The sequence below is a fragment of the Pseudohaliea sp. genome, assembly GCF_040217025.1.
In the GTDB taxonomy this organism is placed as follows: Bacteria; Pseudomonadota; Gammaproteobacteria; order Pseudomonadales; family Halieaceae; genus Pseudohaliea.
Map to the genome: position 1 here is coordinate 460,132 of NZ_JAVJOA010000010.1, position 17,360 is coordinate 477,491.

Below are 17,360 nucleotides of genomic sequence, written 5' to 3' on the forward strand. Positions count from 1 at the left end.
CGTGGCCCGCGCCCCCGGCAGCGGGGAAGCCGGCAGCAGCACCCGCGAGCCGGCGCGCTGGATGAGCGCGCTCATGCCGGTCGCCGGCGCGCTGCTCACCCTGTCCTTCGCACCCTTCGGCCTGTGGCCCGCGGGCATCGCCGGCGCCGCGCTGTTCGGCTACAGCCTGTGCACCTGCGGCCCGCGCCGGGCGGCCTGGCGCGGCTGGCTCTTCGGCGCGGGGCTCTTCGGTACCGGCGCGTCCTGGGTCTACGTCAGCATCCACGTCTACGGCGCCGCGCCCGTTCCCCTCGCGCTGTTCCTCACGGTGATCTTCTGCGCCGGCCTCGCGCTGCTGCCGGCGGCCTTTGCGGCCGCCTACGCGGCGTGGATCCGCCCCCTCCCCGGCGGCATGCTGCTCGGCTTCCCGGCTCTCTGGGTGCTGTTCGAGTGGCTGCGCAGCTGGCTGCTCACGGGCTTCCCCTGGCTCTACCTCGGCTACGGCCACCTCGACAGCTGGCTCGCCGGCTGGGCGCCGGTGGCCGGTGTCTACGGCATCTCCTTTGCCGTGGCGCTCACCGCCAGCTGCCTGTTCCTCGCCTGGCGCAGCCGCCGGCCCGCGGCGCTGGCGATCTACGCTGCCATCCTCGTCGTGCTCTGGGGCGGCGGCCGGCAGCTGGCGCGGGTCGAGTGGGTGGCGCCGGCGAGCGAGCTGCCGCTCTCCGTCGCCCTCTACCAGCCGAACATTCCGCTGGAGAGGAAGTGGGACCCGCGCTACTACCCGGATATCCTGCGCCAGTACGAGGCGGCCATCGGGCCGCAGCTTGAGCACGACCTCGTTATCTGGCCCGAATCGGCCATCCCGCGCCTCTACCGCAACGTGCGCCCCTTCCTGGAACCCATCGAGCGCCGCGCCCGCCTCGCCGACAGCACCCTGATCACCGGCATCCCGACGGCGTCGCAAGCCGGCGTCTTCCACAACAGCATCGTTGCCCTCGGCCAGGGCTCCGGGCTCTACCACAAGCAGCGGCTGGTGCCTTTCGGCGAGTACGTGCCCCTGGAGCAGTGGCTGCGCGGCCTGATCGCCTTCTTCGACCTGCCCATGTCGAACTTCAGCCGCGGCCCCGCCGGCCAGGAGCCGCTGCGTGCCGGCAGCTACCGCGCCGCGCCCTTCATCTGCTACGAGATCGTCTACCCGGGGCTGGTGGCGAGCGGCTCCCGCAACGCCGACCTGCTCGTCACCATCAGCAACGACACCTGGTTCGGAGCCTCCATCGGCCCGCTGCAGCACCTCGAGATGGCGCGCATGCGCGCGCTGGAGAATGGCCGCTACCTGTTGCGCGGCACCAACAACGGGGTGACCGCCATCATCGACCACCGCGGGCGGGTGCGGGCGCGCACCGGGCAGTTCGAGGAGGCCACGCTGGTCGGCGACGCCCGCGCCATGCTCGGCCACACGCCCTTCACCAGCTTCGGCACGGCGCCGGTGATCGGCGGCTGTACGCTCCTGCTGCTGCTGATGACGCTGGCCTACCGGCTGTTCTGGCGCGAGGGCCGCTGAGCGTCGCCGCTACCGCGGAATATTGATACCATCCCGCTTCTTCTTCGCGCACGCATTCCCGCGGCAGCGCGGAGCCGGGCCCTTGCCCGACGACCTGACGCAACGGAACCAGAATCGATCCATGGACGAACACTACGACCCGCAGGCACTGGAGGCGGCGGCCCAGGCCTACTGGGAGGAACAGGGAAGCTTTGCCGCCAGCGAAGACCGCGCGCGCGAGAAGTTCTACTGCCTGGCCATGTTCCCCTACCCCAGCGGCAAGCTGCACATGGGTCACGTGCGCAACTACACCATCAGCGACGTGATCGCGCGCTACCAGCGCATGCAGGGCAGGAATGTCCTCCACCCCATGGGCTGGGACGCCTTCGGGCTGCCGGCGGAGAACGCCGCCATCGCCAACCAGACCGCACCGGCGGCCTGGACCTACAGCAACATCGACCACATGCGCAGCCAGCTCAAGGCGCTGGGCTTCAGCTTCGACTGGCAGCGCGAGCTCGCCACCTGCCGGCCCGAGTACTACCGCTGGGAGCAGTGGTTCTTCACGCGCCTGTACGAGAAGGGCCTGGTCTACAAGAAGATGGCCACGGTCAACTGGGACCCGGTGGACCAGACCGTGCTCGCCAATGAACAGGTCATCGACGGCCGCGGCTGGCGCTCCGGCGCGCTGGTGGAGCGCCGGGAGATCCCGCAGTGGTTCCTGCGCATCACCGCCTACGCCGACGAACTGCTCGAGTGGCTCGACCGGCTCGACGGCTGGCCCGAGCAGGTGCGCACCATGCAGCGCAACTGGATCGGCAAGAGCCGCGGCGTGGAGCTGGCGTTCACCCTCGATGAGACCGTGGCTGGCGAGGCGCGCATCGAGGTCTACACGACCCGCCCGGACACGCTGTTCGGCGTGACCTACCTGAGCCTTGCGCCCGAACACCGGATCAGCCAGGCCCTGGCGGCGGACGACCCGGCGCTGGCGGCCTTCATCGAGGAATGCCGCAAGAGCGGCGTTTCCGAGGCAGAGACGGCGCAGGCGGAGAAGCGCGGCATGGACACGGGGCTCACCGCCCGGCACCCGCTCACCGGCGAGGAAATCCCGGTGTGGGTCGCCAACTACGTGCTCATGGACTACGGCTCCGGCGCGGTCATGGCCGTGCCGGCGCACGACCAGCGTGACTGGGAGTTCGCGCGGCGCTACGACCTGCCGATGACCGTGGTCATCTGCGACGACAGCGACGCACCGGCCGATGTCAGTGAGGCCGCGTACACGGAGCACGGCCGCCTCACTCACTCCGGCGACTTCGACGGCCTGCCCTTCGAGGACGCCTTCGACGCCATCGCCGCGGCCCTCGCCGAGCGCGACGCGGGCCGGGTCACCACGCAGTTCCGGCTCCGCGACTGGGGCGTCTCCCGGCAGCGCTACTGGGGCGCGCCGATCCCCATGCTCAACCTGCCCGACGGGGGCGAAATTCCGATCCCGGCGGACCGGCTGCCGGCGCTGCTGCCCGAGGACGTGGTCATGGACGGCGTCACCTCGCCACTGAAGGCCGACCCCGAGTGGCGCAGGTTCGAGCTCGACGGCCGGGTCGTCGAGCGCGAAACGGACACCTTCGATACCTTCATGGAGTCGTCCTGGTACTACGCCCGCTTCACCTGCCCCGACTACGAGGCGGGCATGCTCGACAGCGCGCGCGCCAACTACTGGCTGCCCGTGGACCAGTACGTGGGCGGCATCGAGCACGCCATCCTGCACCTGCTCTACGCGCGTTTCTTCCACAAGCTCATGCGCGACGAGGGCCTGGTGGACTCGGACGAGCCCTTCCAGCGGCTGCTCACCCAGGGCATGGTGCTCAAGGACGGCGCCAAGATGTCGAAGTCCAAGGGCAACACCGTGGACCCGACCGCGCTCATCGAGCGTTACGGCGCCGACACCGTGCGCCTGTTCAGCATGTTCGCGGCCCCGCCGGACCAGTCCCTGGAGTGGTCCGACTCCGCCGTGGAGGGCGCGCACCGCTTCCTGAAGCGGCTCTGGCGCATGGTCGCCGAGCACCTCGCCGCAGGCCCCGTCCCCGCCCTGGACCCGGCCGCCCTCGGCGACGCGGCCCGCGATGCGCGGCGCAAGGTGCACGAAACCATCGCCAAGGTCAGCGACGACTACGGCCGCCGGCAGACCTTCAATACGGCCATCGCCGCGGTGATGGAGCTGTGCAACGAGCTCGGCCGCCTCGACACCGCTGACCCGCAGGCCCGCGCGGTGCTCCGCGAGGGCCTGGACGCCGCCGTGCGCCTGCTCTGCCCGGTCGTGCCCCACGCCTGCCACCACCTCTGGCGCGCCCTGGGGCACGAGGACGACGTGACCTGGGCGCCCTGGCCCACGGTGGACGAAAGCGCCCTCGCGCGCGACAGTATCGAGATGGTGGTCCAGGTGAACGGCAAGGTACGCGCGAAGATGTCGGTGCCGGCAGCCATCGACAAGGCCGGCGCCGAGGCACAAGCCCTCGCGCAGCCCAACGCCCAGCGCTTCCTCGAGGGCAAGACCGTGCGCAAGGTGATCGTGGTGCCCGGCAAGCTCGTCAATATCGTGGTCGGCTGATGGCCGCGCTGCTGCCACGGCTTGCCGCCATCCCGCTGGTCACGCTGCTCGTGGCGCTGGCGACCGGCTGCGGCTTCCACCTGCGCGGCACCGGCGGGGGCACCGCGCTGCCGGACAGCTGGCAGGCCATGCACCTGCAGGCGGCAAGCCCGAACAGCGAGTTCACCCGGGTGCTGCGCGCGCGCTTCACGGCCAGCGGCATCCGCTGGGTGGACCTCGGCGAGGCGACGCACCGCCTCGAGCTGGGGCCCGAGCGCTTCGCCCAGCGCAACCTCTCCATCAACGCCGAGGCCCGGGCCGCGGAGTTCGAGCTGACGCTGCGCGCCACCTTCTCGGTGCGCGACGAGCGGGGCGCCCTGGTCATGGGCCCGGAAACGGCCCAGGTCGCCAAGCAGATGGAGAACGACCCGCGTAACGTGGTGGGCAAGGCGGAGGAGGTCCGCATCCTCCGCGACGAGATGCGCGGGGAACTGGCGCAGCAGATCATCCGCCGGATCGCCTTTTTCGCCGCCAGCAGCAGCTGATGCGCATCACCCCGGAGCAGCTCCCGGCCCATCTCGCGCAGTCGGTGCTGCCCGTCTACCTCGTCAGCGGCGACGAGCCGCTCCTGGTGCAGGAATGCGCCGATCAGCTGCGGGCCGCTGCCCGCGCCGGCGGCTGCAGCGAGCGGCAGGTGCTCGACGCCGACGGCCGCGACTTCGACTGGCAGGCGCTGCGCGACTGCGCCGCCAACCTGTCGCTGTTCGCGGAACACAAGCTGGTAGAGCTGCGGCTGCCGGGCGGCAAGCCCGGTACCGAGGGCAGCAAGGCGCTCTGCGAGTACCTGGAGCTCGCCGACCCCGGCGACCGCCTGCTGATCGTGGCCGGCAAGCTCGACAAGAGCGCCGCGAACAGCAAGTGGTACAAGGCCATCGACCGCGCCGGCGGCACGGTACAGGTGTGGCCCGTGCGCCCGCGGGAGCTGCCGGGCTGGCTCGAGCGGCGCATCCGCGGCGCCGGCATGCGCATTGACCGCGACGCCCTGGCCCTGCTCGCCGACCGCGTCGAGGGCAACCTCCTCGCGGCGCTGCAGGAGATCGAGAAGCTCAAGCTCCTGGGCACGGACCACGTCACCCTGGACTCGGTCACCGACAGCGTCCTCGACAACGCCCGCTACAACCTCTTCGCGACCATCGACGCCGCCCTGGCCGGCGACACGGCCCACGCCCTGCGCATGCTGACGGGGCTGCGCGGCGAAGGTATCGAGCCGGCGGTGGCCTGCTGGGCCACCAGCCGCGAGGTGTGCCTGCTCGATGACCTGGTGCGCGATGTCGCCGGCGGCCAGCGGCCGCAGCAGGCGCTGGCCGCGCGGCGGGTCTGGAAGTCGCGCATGGGCCTGCTGCAGGCGGCGCTCGGCCGCCACGACCCGGCCAGTTCCGCCACGGCCCTCTCCCTGGCCCTGGCCGCGGATGCCGCCGCCAAGGGCTACGGTCCCGGCGACCCCTGGCTCGCCCTGGAGCAGCTGCTCCTCCACATCGCGGCCCCGCAGTACGCAGCCGCCTAGGAGCGGCGCGTCGGCGCGACCCGGGCCAGCGAGGCCGGCCTGCGCGGAAGGGCCCGCAGGGACCGCCCCCACGACCACCTGTCGCCTTTTCGGGCAGGTTATTCCCGGCCAGCTTGCGCTCCCCGGCGACGGCGACTACTGTACAGACATACAGTATTCGTACCGGGAGAGCACACCATGAACGATGCACTGCGGGAAGTCGTCCGTCGCCGCGACACCTGGCTCGGCCGTGACGGCCAGCCGCTCTTCGGCGGCGCGCCGGCGAACAGCGACCACCACGGCCGGGATACCCTGGCCACGGGCTACGCCGCCCTCGACGGCGCCCTGGTCCACAATGGCTGGCCCCTGGGCAACACCGTCGAGCTGCTCAGCGACGCCAACGGCCTCGGGGCCATGGGCCTGTTCCTCCCGGCCATGGAGCGGCTGAGCAGCCGCGGCCGCTGGCAGGTCTTCATCGCCCCGCCCTGCACACCCTATGCGCCGCTGCTCGCCGCCCGCGGCATCGACACGCAACAGGTACTGCTGGTGCACCCGCGCAGCCGCGAAGACCTGCTCTGGAGCACCGAGCAGGCCCTGCGCAGCCCCACCTGCAGCGCGGTCTTCAGCTGGCTCGGCGCCGGTGACTACCGCTACGCGGAGCTGCGCAAGCTGCAGCTGGCGGCCACCGCCGGCGACAGCCTAGCGGTCCTGTTCCGGGCCACCACGGCAGCCCAGCAGCACGCACCGGCACCCCTCCGACTGCAGCTCCCGGCCTATCGCCAGGTGCACCTCCTCAAGCAGCGCGGTGGCCGCCAGGGCATCGATGTCTCCCTGCCGGCCAGCGACGACGTGCCCGGCCAGCCGCAGCTGTGGGAACTGCCGGCCTTCACGCCGGCGGCAGCGAGCACCGCCGCCCCCGTGGCATAGCGTCGCACCAGGTGGCGGGGCATGGCACCATGGGGTATAACCTCGCCGCATTCACCCGTAGCCCATTCACCTGCAGCCAGGGAGGCACCCCATGCAAGAGCTACCCCACCACTACACCGTTTCCGCCAGCGCCGGCGCCGATGACAACGTGCTGGTCCGGGCCCCGGACCTCCCGGAAATCGTCACCGCCGCGCCGGCCGAGTTCGGCGGCCCCGGCGACCGCTGGTCCCCCGAGTCCCTGCTCATGGCCGCCGTCGCCGACTGCTTCATCCTCAGCTTCCGCGCCATCGCCCGCGCCTCGAAGCTCGAGTGGACCGACATCGAGTGCACCGCGACCGGCACCCTCGACCGCGTCGAGCGCGTCACCCGCTTCACCGAGGTCCAGGTCAGCGCCACCCTGCGCATCCCCGCCGACACCGACCCGGAAAAAGCCGACCGCCTGCTGCACAAGGCCGAACAGGCCTGCCTCATCACCAACTCCATGACGGCCAGCACCGCCCTCACCACCGAGGTCGTGAGCGACTAAGCCCCTCATCCCCCCGCTCCCCGCCCTGTGCGGGAGCGGGGGGTCTTGATCGCCCGGCAAGGCCGGCCCCGGGCAACGCAGGGCCGGGCTGGAACTTTGTCCCCGGCAGGAAGTCCGTTAGACTCCGCCCCCCTTCGCAAGACGGACCCATCCATGGACCAATGGCTCTCAGACTACGGCGTAACGCTCGGCGTCGGCGGCCTGATGCTGTTCATGGTGTTCATCGTCTGGGACCTGGCACGGCGCAGCGACGCCGGTCGCTTCGGGACCTTCGTGCTGTTCCTGGCCCTCGCCATGGGCATCGTCGGCTTCCTGATCAAGGGCGCGATCACCTACCTGATGGAACACGGCGGGATCTAGCCCGGGACCGGGCCACGCCGGGAGACGAGCGCACGGCCAGGGGCCGCGCGCCCGCGGATGGCTGTCAGCCCGCCTGCGCCGCCGACACCAGGCGCTCGATTTTCCGCTCCAGGATCGACAGCGGCACCGGGCCGTCCTTCAGTACCTCGTCGTGGAAGGCGCGGATATCGAAATCCTCGCCCAGGGCGCGGCGCGCTTCCTCGCGCAGCTCCATGATCTTCAGCTTGCCGATCATGTAGGCCGTGGCCTGGCCGGGCATGGCGATATAGCGCTCGATGGCCTTCACCGCGTCACCCTCCGGGTTCGGCGTGTTCTCGAGGAGGTAGTCGATCGCCTCCTCGCGGCTCCAGCGCTTGCTGTGGATGCCGGTATCGACCACCAGGCGGCAGGCGCGCCAGAGCTCCATGGCCAAGCGGCCGAAGTCCGAGTACGGGTCCTCGTAGAAGCCCATGTCTTTCGCCAGTTCCTCGGAGTAGAGGCCCCAGCCCTCGGTATAGGCAGTGAAGCTCGCGTATTTCTGGAACTCTGGGATATCCTCCAGCGCCACGGTGATGGCGCGCTGCATGTGGTGCCCGGGAATGCCCTCGTGGAAGGCCAGGGCCTGCAGCTGGTAGGTGGGCATGTTCGCCATGTCGTAGAGGTTGGCGTAGTAGATGCCCGGGCGGGAACCGTCCTTCGGCGGCGCCTGGTAGAAAGCCTTGCCCGCGGACTGCTCGCGGAAGGCCTCGACCCGCTTGACCACGATCTCCGCCTCCGGCAGCAAGCCGAAGTATTCGGGCAGGCGCTTACGCATGGCGTCGATGCTGCGCCGGGCCTCGGCCAGGTAATCGGCACGGCCGGCGTCCGTGTTCGGGTAGTAGAACTGCTCGTCCGTGCGCATGAACGCGAAAAAGTCCTGCAGGCTGCCCTCGAAGCCGACCACGTCCATGATGGCGCGCATCTCGCCGTGGATGCGCGAAACCTCGGCCAGGCCGATCTCGTGGATTTCGTCGGCGCCGAGCTCCGTGGTCGTGTACCAGTTCAGGCGCGTGGCGTAGTAATCTTCGGCCCGGGGGAAGCGCCAGATGCCGTCGGCCTCGGCCGCGTTCTTCGCCTGCGCCTCCACAGCCGCGATGAGCCGCTCGTAGGCGGGCTCGACGACCTCCACCAGCGCCGTGCGTGCCTCCGCGAGGAGCCGGTCGCGGGTCTCCCCGTCGAGGGCCAGCCCGGCGACCTTGTCCTGGAAGTCCGCCCACAGCGTGGAGTCCTCGCCGCTGTCGTCGTAGGGCGCGCCGGTGATCACGTTGCGCGCCGACTGCACGATCTTGGGGTACTGCCAGTCGGCGAGGGTGAGCCCCTTCTCCGTGCGGATCTCGAGCTGGGCGATCACCTGGTCGAAGTAGTCGCCGACGCGATTCAGGCGGCCGATATAGTCTTCGGCGTCTGCCTGGCTCTGTACCCGGTGGATATTGATGAGCACGCTCGGTACCTGCGTGTGCGGCCCGCGGAACTGGGTGATGACGAAGTCGTGGTGGCGGAAGGCGTCCCGGGCCAGCAGGCGCTCGAGGTTGAGCCGGTAGAGGTCCCAGGACAGCTGCTCGTCCGCCGGCAGCTCGTCGCGGTCGAAGGTCTGCAGCCGGGCAAGGCGGCGCTCGTTGATGGCGCGGGTCTCGTCCTGGAAGGCCTCCGAAACAGGGTTCCACTGGTCATTCCAGGTCTTGATGCCGCGGTAGGTCGCGGTCAGCGGGAAGCGCGCCATGTCCTCGGCATAGGCCTCGTCGAGGAAGGCGCGAAAGTCGGAAACAACGGCTTCGCCGCTGTCGTCGGGGGCGCTGGAAGCCGCCGGGCCGCCGTCCTGGCTGCAGGCCAGGAGGCCGGCGGCGAGAAGAAAGGCCAGCGGCAGGCGAAAGGCTCGAAACACGGGATGCTCCTTTACTGGCTGTGCGTGAAGAACTGGCTGGGCGTGAAAGGCAATGCGGCGGAAGCGCCGCCAAGGGCGCGCATGATGAACCAGCGGGAACCGGATTGCCAACGCCTCCCCAGGGGAGCATAGCGCTGGACAGGCGCGGGGGGCACGAAGATACTGTATGCATGTACAGTATTTATCGTAAGCTGGCCGAGTTTTCCCCTCGTCCGCAGCGCACCGTGGTGCAGCCATGACCCTGTGGCTGTGCCTGCACTTTCCGCGGCTGGCCCTGGAGTGCCAGGACGGCAGCGGGGAGCGCCCGCTCGCGCTCGTGGAACGGCAGCGGCTGCTGCAGGTCAACGATGCCGCCGCCGCCCTGGGGCTGGCGCCGGGCCAGGGTGTCGCCACGGCCCGGGCCCTCGCCGGCGACGAGCTGCAGCTCCTGGCCCGGGACCCGGACCGGGAGGCCGGCAGCCTGGAAGAGCTGTGCTGCTGGGCCTACGGCATCACCCCCAGCCTGCACCGCTGGCGCGAAGACTGCCTGCTCCTCGAGATCGGCGGCTGCCTGCGCCTGTTCGGGGGCATCGCCGCGCTCCTCGCCAGCGTTGACCGGGGCCTCGCGCAACGTGCCCTCAGCTGCCGCCGCGGCCTCGCACCGACACCGAAGGCGGCCTGGCTGCTGAGCTTCGCCGGGGAGCCGGCGGCCAGCGCCATCGAGCAGCCCCTCGCGGAACGCCTGGCGCCGCTGCCCCTTGCCCGCCTGGCTGTCCTGCTGCCGGCGCTCGGGGCCCTGGAGGAGGCCGGCCTCGCGCGCCTCGGCGATGTCCTCGCCCTGCCGGAGCGGGCCCTCGGGCGGCGCTGCGGCCGCGAGGCCGTAACCCTGCTGCAGCAGGTAATCGGCCGTGCCCATGACCGCCCGCCGGATTTCCGGCCGCCGCTGCGCTTTCGCGCCCGGCACCGCTTCGGTTACGAGGTGACCGGCAGCGAAGAGCTGCAGCCGGCGATCCGCCACCTGCTGGACGCCCTGGTCGCCTTCCTGCGCAATACGCAGCAGCAGACCGGCACCCTGCACTGGCATTTCATCGACGCCCGCGGGCAGCGCCAGGCGCTCACGGTGCGCGCCAGCGCGGAAACCGGCGACGCGGCGACCTGGGCCGGGCTCACCCGCACGCGCCTGGAGCGCTACCCGCTGGCCGGGGGCGCGGAGACCCTGGTGCTGAGCTGCGACGAGCTGGCGCCGGCCACCCCCGGCGGGGGCGACCTCTTTGCCGAGGCCGGGGCGGAGCCCCTGGCCAGCCTCCGCGACCGGCTGCGCAACCGCCTCGGGCAGCAGGCCATCCGCCACCTCGCCTGCCGCAGCGAGCATCTCCCGGAACTGGCCGCGGCAACCAGCCCCGAGCCCGCCGCGACCGGCGAGGCGGCCTGCGGCACCCTGCGCCCCTTCTGGCTCATGCCGGAGCCCGTGCCGCTGCGCGCCGGCGACGACGGCAGCCTCCACGGCCACGGCCGCCTGGTACTGCTGCACGGGCCGGAGCGCATCGAGGACAACTGGTGGGAGGCACCCGTGAGCCGCGACTACTTCGTCGCCGAGGGACGGGACGGCGGCCGCTACTGGGTCTTCCGGGACCGGCGCCGGGACCGCTGGTACCTGCAGGGCGTTTTTAGCTAGCAGGCTGCGTAAACAGCACATCTTCGAGGAACCAGGCCGCCAGGGCATGCCGGCCCTCGAGGCCCGACTTCGCGTAGATGCTCGAGGCCTGCTGACGCACGGTCTTCTCGCGGGTGTCGCGCACAGCGGCGATCTCCCGGAGGCTCAGTCCCTTGAGCAGCAGCATGGCCACCTCCTGCTCGCTGCGGGTCAACTGCCAGCTCGCGAACTGGCGGAGCACCGCCTCACCATGGCGATGCCGGGCCTCGCGCAGCTCCGCATCAAGGGACGCCAGCCGCTCCTTAGAGAGGCTGAGCGAGGCAGCGAGTTGCCGCTGCTCCCGGGTACGCCGCCGAAACTCGCCGATCAGGTAAACACACCCGAAAAGCGAGAGAAGCAGCAGGGTCCATTCCTGGGCCAGGTGGGCGACGGGCAAGTCCATGTCCATATCGGCGAGCACATCGACCAGTTTCAGCAGCACGATGACCCCGAGCAGCAGGGCAATCAGAAGATCTTTCATTTTTTCTCCGGACAACAGGCACTTAGCCTCATGGGACATATGCCCCAGAACAGCCGAGAGGGCACTTGCCGGATGTTACCCGTGCGGGTATGGGCCTAGGCTGGCATAGACAGCCACGGACCGCCCCCATGTTACGAGAAGTATACCGATCGATGCCACGGCCCTGCCTCTTCGTTGCCTTCCTGCTCGCCGCCGACCCGGCTGCTGCCGCCACCCTGGAGGACGCCCTCGCCGGCGCCCTGGAGCGCGCCGGCCCGCTCGACGACACGGAACTCCCCGCGGCCAGCAGCTGGCTGTCCGGCGTGCCGACCTTCTCTGCCAGCTATGTCGACAGCCAGGAGCCGCTGGGCACCGACGAGGCGGAGGTGAGCCTGAACCTGCCGATCAAGTCCGGCGCGCGCCGGCGCCTCGACGGCGAACTGGAAGCGCAGGCGAATGACTACGCCGAGGCCGCAGCCGCCTACCGGCGCTGGCTCTACGCCGGCCAGGTGCGCGAGGCGGCCTGGACCCACCGCCTGGCGGCCCTCGACCTCGCCGCGGCGCGCAAGCGCCGCAGCCTGCTCGCCGGGTTGAACGACCGCCTGGGCCGCCTCGCTGACAGCGGCGTGATCCCCCGTTACACGGCGCTCATCACCGCGCGCACCCTGGTCGACGCGGAACTCGCGGTGGACGAGGCGGAACGGGCCCTCGCCCGGGAGGAAACGCTCTTCCAGGCCCTCACGGGCCTGGCGAGCCTGCCCGCGGACCTCGCCGAGGCCGGCCCGCTACCGACGGCCCCGGACTGGCAGGGCCACCCGGCGCTGCGCCGCCTCGAGGCCGCCCGCGCGCAGGAGACGACCCAGCTCGCCCTGTCCGCCCCGGCCACGGCGAACTGGAACGTCTCTCTCATCGCCCGCGAGTTCGAAGGGCCGCAGTTCACGGAAGACCAGTACGGCCTCGCCGTGGAGATGCCCCTGAACTTCCTCGGCACCCAGAGCAGCAGCAACCGCAGCCAGCAGAACGCGGCCCGGCGCGACTACCTCATCGCCCGGGACCAGCTCTGGCTGTCGCTGCGCCGGGAGTGGGACACGCTCCGCGCCGAGGCAAGGCATCTCGACCGGCGCCGGGCGTTGCTGGGCGAGGCGGCCGTGCTGGCGGACCGCATCGAGGCCCAGGTCACCGCCCTGGAAGCCAGCAACGAGATCGAGGCGGAGCTGCGCCTGCAACGGCTGCTGGACGTACTGGACACCCGCGCCGCCCTGGCGCGGACCGAAGCCCTGATCGGGCGCAACGCGGCGCGCCTGCGCCAGGCCGCCGGGAGGACCCCCTGATGCGCATCACCCTGTTCCTGCTTCTCTGTGTCGCCGGGCTGACCCGCGCCCAGGACGTGCCCCTCGCCGCCCTCGGGGACCTCGACCTGCGCTTTGCGCCGGCGACCGCGATCGACCGGGTCCCCGGCGCCCCGCTCCGCGGCGTCGTCCGAGCCCGGGGCGGCGAGGACTACCGGGTGCTGCTGCCCCGCACCGCCCACCGGGCGACCTTCACTGCCGTGCCCGGTCAGCACGTCGCCGCCGGCGACCCGGTGGTGCACCTCGAGGGGCCGGAGATCCATCACTGGGAACTCGAGTTCGAGGCCGTCACCGAGCGGCACGCCCTCGCAGAGGCCCGCTACAAGCGCAACCGGCCCCTCTATGTGGACGGCGCCCTTCCAGCCGAACGCTGGGCGGCGATCCAGGACAGCTTCCTCGAGCTCAGCCTCGAGTACGAGCACATGCGTCATTTCGGCGAGTTGCTGCTGCCCGATGACAACCCGGACGCGCTCCTCGTGGGTGCGCCCATCGACGGGATACTCCACTTCGATTCACGCAGCCCGGCGCGCGGCGAGCAGGAGGTCCTGTTCTCGGTAGTGCCCGACGATGCCCTGCGTGTACAGGTCGAAGTCCCCGTCGACCGGGCGGAGAGCCTCCGGGACCTCGCCGTCGGCGACTGCACCCTCGCCATCGCCAGCATCGACCGGGCCGCTGACGGCTTCTTCGTGGCGGCCTGGAGCGAACCGCTGAACGGGAACTGCCGCTGGACCCCGGGCACGGTGCTCAGCATCAACCCGCGCTACACGGCCGCTGCGCTGGTCGTCCCGAGGGCAGCACTGTTCCAGTGGCAGCGCGAAGCCCATGTCTTCGTGCGCGACGGCGAGCGGCTGCACGCCCGGCCGGTCACCGTGCTCGGCGACACGGCCGGCGGCTACGCGGTCGAACGGGACCCGGCGCTGTCGGAGAGCGAGGTACTCGTCGCCTCGGTAAGCGCGGCGCAGGGCATTCTCCTCGGCCTGGGGAGTGAATGATGCTGCCCGCGATCGTCCGCTTCTCGCTCACCCAGCGCCTCTTCGTCGCCGTCCTCGCCCTGGCGGTGACCGGCCTCGGTCTGCGCGCCTGGCTGCAGCTGCCCATCGACGCCTTCCCCGATATCGCCCCGACCCAGGTCAAGGTGATCCTGAAAGCCCCCGGCATGACCGCGGAGGAGATCGAGCGGCGGGTGACCTACCCGATCGAGACCGAGCTCCTGGGCATTCCGCGCCAGGCCATGCTGCGCTCGACCACGAAATACGCGATCACCGCGATCACCCTCGACTTCGTCGAAGGCACCGACATCTACTGGGCCCGGCAGCAGGTGAACGAGCGCCTGACCAACGTCCGCGACCGGCTCCCCGCTACCGTCGAGGGCGGCGTTGCCCCCATGAGCACCCCGCTTTCGGAGATGTTCATGTTCACCCTGGAGAACCCGGACCTGGACCTCATGGAGAAGCGCCAGCTCCTCGACTGGGAGATCCGTCCCGTGCTGCGCACCGTCGCCGGCGTGGCGGACGTGAACATCCTCGGCGGCTACGCGCGCAGCTACCAGGTCACCCCGGACAGCAACCGGCTGGCGCAGCTCGGCCTCGGTCTCGAGGACCTGCGCCGCGCCATCGAGAACAACAACCGCAACGTCGGCGCCGGACGGATCAGCCAGGGCAACGATGTGCTGGTGGTGCGCACCGAGGGCCGCCTGCTAGACGCCACGGATCTCGCCGCCGTCCCCGTGCCCGCGCCCTCCGGTGACTTCTACCGCCTTGAGGACCTGGCCCGGGTGGAGATCGGCCATCTCGCGCGCTACGGCGCGGTGACCCGGGACGGCGAGGAGACCGCCGAGGCGCTGGTCATTGCGCTCAAGGATTCGAACACGGGCGCCGTGGTCGAGGGCGTGAAGGCAAAGCTCGCCGAGCTGGAGCGGAGCATGCCCCCGGGCACGACGCTGAACGTGTTCTACGACCGCGCGCGACTGATCGACACGGCCATCGGCACCATCACCAGCGCCCTGGTGCAGGCGGTGCTGCTGGTGATCGGCCTGCTGGCCCTGTTCCTCGGCAACCTGCGCGCGGCCCTGGTCGTGTCCCTGTCGCTGCCGCTGGCTGCGCTGGTGACCTTCCTGCTCATGGCCATGACGGGGCTGTCTGCCAACCTCATGAGCCTTGGCGGGCTGGTCATCGCCATCGGCATGATCGTGGATTCCTCCGTCGTGGTGGTGGAAAACACCGTCACGCGGCTCGCAGAGCGCGCGCCGCTGCCGCGGCTGCACGTGATCTACCGCGCGACCAGGGAAGTCGCCACGCCGGTCGTATCCGGCACCGTGATCGTGCTGATCGTGTTCTCGCCGCTCCTGACCCTCACGGGGCTGGAAGGCAAACTGTTCACGCCGGTGGCCCTGACCATCGTCTACGCCATGCTGGCGGCGCTGGTCCTGTCCCTCACCATCGTGCCCATTCTCGCCTCGCTGATGCTCTCGGCGGAGTCGGCGACGATCCCGCGTTTCATCCAGCGGCTGCAGGTGCTCTATACGACCACCCTGCGCCGGGTGCTCGCGCGGCCCGCGCCCCTTGCTGCAGTGCTCGCGGTGCTGCTGGTCATCAGCGCGGTGCTCGCCGCAATCGTCGGCAAGACCTTCATGCCGGTGATGGACGAGGGTGACATCATCGTCCAGCTGGAGAAGTCACCGACCATCACCCTGGCGGCCTCCGTGGACCTCGACAGGCAGATCGAGACGGCGCTCCTCGCCGGCGTTCCGGAAATCCGCCAGCTGGTGGCGCGCACCGGCTCCGACGAACTCGGCCTCGACCCCATGGGCCTCAACGAGACAGACATCTTCATGGAGCTGGCACCGCGCGATGAGTGGGAGGCGGCGGACAAGGCCGCCATCGAGGACAACATCCGCACCGTGCTCGCGCGCTTTCCCGGCATCAACACCACTTTCACGCAGCCGATCCAGATGCGCGTGTCGGAGATGCTCACGGGCTCGAGCGGCGATGTGGCCATCAAGATCTTCGGCGACGACCTGGCCACGCTCGCAGACCTCGTCGAGCGCAGCGCCGCGGTCGCGCGGGACATCGAGGGCGCCGTGGATGTAAAGGCCGCGGTCACCGAGGGCGGCAAGTTCCTCGCGGTTCGCGTGCGCGGTGAGGTGGCAGCGCGGCACGGTCTTGACACGGAGGCCCTCGCCGACCGTCTGCGCGCGAGCCTGGAAGGCCTCGGCGTCTCGGAGATCATCGAGGGCCGGCGGCGAACACCGGTAGTCTTCGCCGCCCCCGCCGGCGCGACGGACCGGCCTGCGAGTCCGGCTGCGCTGGCGCAGCAGCCGGTGGTGCTGCCCGACGGCAGCGTCGCGCCGCTTGCCGCGCTTGCCAGCATCAGCTACCAAGAGGGGCCGCTGCTCATCGAGCGCGAGCAGGGCCGCCGCTTCGGCTCCATTACCCTGAATGTCGCCGGCCGGGACGTCGTCGGCTTCGTCGACGAGCTGCGCACGCAGCTCCGCGAGCGCGCCCCGCTGCCCCCGGGCTACAACGTCGCCTTCGGCGGCGAGTTCGAGAACCAGCAGCGCGCCATGCGCAACCTGCTGCTGGTGATCCCCGTGGCCCTGGCGCTGATCCTGATCATCCTGTTCACGACCTTCCGCTCCCTGGTGCGGGCCGGCCTGATCCTGGGCAATATCCCCTTCGCTCTCATGGGCGGCATCATGGCGCTGTTCGCGAGCGGCGAGTACCTGTCCGTCCCCGCCTCGGTGGGTCTCATCGCCCTGCTCGGTGTGGCCGTGCTGAACGGCGTGGTGATGCTGAGCTACTTCGAACAGCTGCGCAGCGCAGCCCTGGGCCTCGAGGAGCGTATCCTGCGCGGCGCAGGGCAGCGGCTGCGGCCGATCCTCATGACCGCGACCACCGCCATGTTCGGCCTGCTGCCCCTGGTCTTTGCCAGCGGGCCGGGGGCGGAAATCCAGCGGCCGCTGGCGATCGTGGTCATCGGGGGGCTGCTGACCTCCACCCTGACCACGCTTTACCTGCTGCCGGTGTTCTACCAGTTTGCGGAGGCCCGGCGCCATGACTGATCCCCGACTCCTCGTTCTCATGGTGCCCCGGGAGCGCCGGGATGATTTCGTCGACGTGCTGATGGGCTGGGAGGCGCTGTCCGGCTTCACCCTGCTGCCGGCCCTCGGCTTCAGCCGTGAACACAGCCACTTCAGCATCCCCGAGCAGGTATCCGGGTACCGGGAGTTCGACCGCTTCGAGGTGCTGGTGGAGGCCACGGCGCTGCAGCCCCTGCTCGATCGCCTGTCGGCGGCCGGTGGCCGCGAACGGCTGCGCTACTGGGTGTCACCGGTTACCGCGGAGGGTCACCTGGGGGGACCCGCGCAGGACACCGACCCCTCCTGAACCCGCCCCGGGCTTTCCTGCGGGGATACCGGGGCAGGGCCCTGCGCTCCCGGAAACCCGGAATATGAATATTTTATGACAATACGGTTACAAATTTGCCTTTTACCCCGCCGCGGGGTAGGGTTTTAGGCAGTGCCT

The 17,360-nt window shown here is 70.4% G+C and carries 14 protein-coding genes; 12 read left to right on the forward strand and 2 right to left on the reverse strand.

Going from position 1 to position 17,360, the window contains the following annotated elements; genetic code table 11:
- Position 1: 1 nt before the first annotated feature.
- The 7 genes from lnt (at position 2) to RKE50_RS13495 (ending at position 7,456) form a co-directional block, all read left to right on the forward strand.
- The gene (lnt, locus tag RKE50_RS13465) at positions 2 to 1,540 is read left to right on the forward strand and encodes an apolipoprotein N-acyltransferase (protein WP_350037121.1); all 1,539 of its coding nucleotides are present in this window, start codon (positions 2 to 4) and stop codon (positions 1,538 to 1,540) included.
- Positions 1,541 to 1,661: 121 nt separating this feature from the next.
- Positions 1,662 to 4,121, forward strand: coding sequence for a leucine--tRNA ligase (gene leuS, locus RKE50_RS13470; protein WP_350037123.1), 2,460 nt, complete (start codon positions 1,662 to 1,664; stop codon positions 4,119 to 4,121).
- On the forward strand, positions 4,121 to 4,645 hold the full coding sequence (locus RKE50_RS13475; RefSeq protein WP_350037125.1) for an LPS-assembly lipoprotein LptE: 525 nt from the start codon (positions 4,121 to 4,123) through the stop codon (positions 4,643 to 4,645). The genes leuS and RKE50_RS13475 overlap by 1 nt, the downstream gene beginning before the upstream one ends.
- On the forward strand, positions 4,645 to 5,664 hold the full coding sequence (gene holA / locus RKE50_RS13480; RefSeq protein WP_350037127.1) for a DNA polymerase III subunit delta: 1,020 nt from the start codon (positions 4,645 to 4,647) through the stop codon (positions 5,662 to 5,664). Before RKE50_RS13475 ends, holA begins: the two co-directional genes overlap by 1 nt.
- Before the next feature lie 177 nt (positions 5,665 to 5,841).
- Positions 5,842 to 6,570 carry a translesion DNA synthesis-associated protein ImuA gene (gene imuA, locus RKE50_RS13485; protein ID WP_350037129.1) on the forward strand — a complete coding sequence of 243 codons (729 nt, stop codon included), beginning with the start codon at positions 5,842 to 5,844 and terminating at the stop codon, positions 6,568 to 6,570.
- Positions 6,571 to 6,661: 91 nt separating this feature from the next.
- Positions 6,662 to 7,096 carry an OsmC family protein gene (locus tag RKE50_RS13490; RefSeq protein WP_350037131.1) on the forward strand — a complete coding sequence of 145 codons (435 nt, stop codon included), beginning with the start codon at positions 6,662 to 6,664 and terminating at the stop codon, positions 7,094 to 7,096.
- 153 nt (positions 7,097 to 7,249) lie between these two features.
- On the forward strand, positions 7,250 to 7,456 hold the full coding sequence (locus tag RKE50_RS13495; protein ID WP_350037133.1) for a DUF2788 domain-containing protein: 207 nt from the start codon (positions 7,250 to 7,252) through the stop codon (positions 7,454 to 7,456).
- Between the two features lie 64 nt (positions 7,457 to 7,520).
- Here the strand turns inward: RKE50_RS13495 and RKE50_RS13500 are convergent, their stop codons facing one another.
- The gene (locus RKE50_RS13500; protein ID WP_350037135.1) at positions 7,521 to 9,356 is read right to left on the reverse strand and encodes a DUF885 domain-containing protein; all 1,836 of its coding nucleotides are present in this window, start codon (positions 9,354 to 9,356) and stop codon (positions 7,521 to 7,523) included.
- A 235-nt stretch (positions 9,357 to 9,591) separates the two neighbouring features.
- Between RKE50_RS13500 and RKE50_RS13505 the strand changes: the two genes are divergently transcribed.
- A complete protein-coding gene (locus tag RKE50_RS13505; protein ID WP_350037137.1) occupies positions 9,592 to 11,010 on the forward strand; it encodes a Y-family DNA polymerase in 1,419 nt (472 codons plus the stop codon).
- Here the strand turns inward: RKE50_RS13505 and RKE50_RS13510 are convergent.
- Positions 11,003 to 11,509 carry a helix-turn-helix transcriptional regulator gene (locus RKE50_RS13510; protein ID WP_350037139.1) on the reverse strand — a complete coding sequence of 169 codons (507 nt, stop codon included), beginning with the start codon at positions 11,507 to 11,509 and terminating at the stop codon, positions 11,003 to 11,005. The genes RKE50_RS13505 and RKE50_RS13510 overlap by 8 nt on opposite strands.
- 128 nt (positions 11,510 to 11,637) lie before the next feature.
- Here RKE50_RS13510 and RKE50_RS13515 point away from each other — a divergent pair, with 128 nt between their 5' ends.
- From RKE50_RS13515 to RKE50_RS13530, 4 genes are read left to right on the forward strand one after another with little or no spacing between them, the layout of a single operon-like run.
- A complete protein-coding gene (locus RKE50_RS13515; protein ID WP_350037141.1) occupies positions 11,638 to 12,819 on the forward strand; it encodes a TolC family protein in 1,182 nt (393 codons plus the stop codon).
- Positions 12,819 to 13,829 carry an efflux RND transporter periplasmic adaptor subunit gene (locus RKE50_RS13520; RefSeq protein WP_350037143.1) on the forward strand — a complete coding sequence of 337 codons (1,011 nt, stop codon included), beginning with the start codon at positions 12,819 to 12,821 and terminating at the stop codon, positions 13,827 to 13,829. Before RKE50_RS13515 ends, RKE50_RS13520 begins: the two co-directional genes overlap by 1 nt.
- Positions 13,826 to 16,897 (forward strand): efflux RND transporter permease subunit, encoded by a 3,072-nt coding sequence (locus RKE50_RS13525; RefSeq protein WP_350037145.1) that lies wholly within the window; start codon positions 13,826 to 13,828, stop codon positions 16,895 to 16,897. The genes RKE50_RS13520 and RKE50_RS13525 overlap by 4 nt, the downstream gene beginning before the upstream one ends.
- Positions 16,890 to 17,222, forward strand: a complete 333-nt coding sequence (locus RKE50_RS13530) for a DUF3240 family protein (RefSeq protein WP_350037147.1) — start codon at positions 16,890 to 16,892, stop codon at positions 17,220 to 17,222. Before RKE50_RS13525 ends, RKE50_RS13530 begins: the two co-directional genes overlap by 8 nt.
- The last annotated feature ends 138 nt before the right edge of the window (positions 17,223 to 17,360 follow it).

Coding starts and splice junctions, on each gene's coding strand:
- RKE50_RS13475 (WP_350037125.1), top strand. CDS start 4,121: ATGGCCGCGCTGCTGCCACGGCTTGCCGCCATCCCGCTGGTCACGCTG.
- RKE50_RS13495 (WP_350037133.1), top strand. CDS start 7,250: ATGGACCAATGGCTCTCAGACTACGGCGTAACGCTCGGCGTCGGCGGC.
- holA (WP_350037127.1), top strand. CDS start 4,645: ATGCGCATCACCCCGGAGCAGCTCCCGGCCCATCTCGCGCAGTCGGTG.
- leuS (WP_350037123.1), top strand. CDS start 1,662: ATGGACGAACACTACGACCCGCAGGCACTGGAGGCGGCGGCCCAGGCC.
- imuA (WP_350037129.1), top strand. CDS start 5,842: ATGAACGATGCACTGCGGGAAGTCGTCCGTCGCCGCGACACCTGGCTC.
- RKE50_RS13505 (WP_350037137.1), top strand. CDS start 9,592: ATGACCCTGTGGCTGTGCCTGCACTTTCCGCGGCTGGCCCTGGAGTGC.
- RKE50_RS13515 (WP_350037141.1), top strand. CDS start 11,638: ATGTTACGAGAAGTATACCGATCGATGCCACGGCCCTGCCTCTTCGTT.
- RKE50_RS13525 (WP_350037145.1), top strand. CDS start 13,826: ATGATGCTGCCCGCGATCGTCCGCTTCTCGCTCACCCAGCGCCTCTTC.
- RKE50_RS13510 (WP_350037139.1), bottom strand. CDS start 11,509: ATGAAAGATCTTCTGATTGCCCTGCTGCTCGGGGTCATCGTGCTGCTG.
- RKE50_RS13490 (WP_350037131.1), top strand. CDS start 6,662: ATGCAAGAGCTACCCCACCACTACACCGTTTCCGCCAGCGCCGGCGCC.
- RKE50_RS13520 (WP_350037143.1), top strand. CDS start 12,819: ATGCGCATCACCCTGTTCCTGCTTCTCTGTGTCGCCGGGCTGACCCGC.
- RKE50_RS13530 (WP_350037147.1), top strand. CDS start 16,890: ATGACTGATCCCCGACTCCTCGTTCTCATGGTGCCCCGGGAGCGCCGG.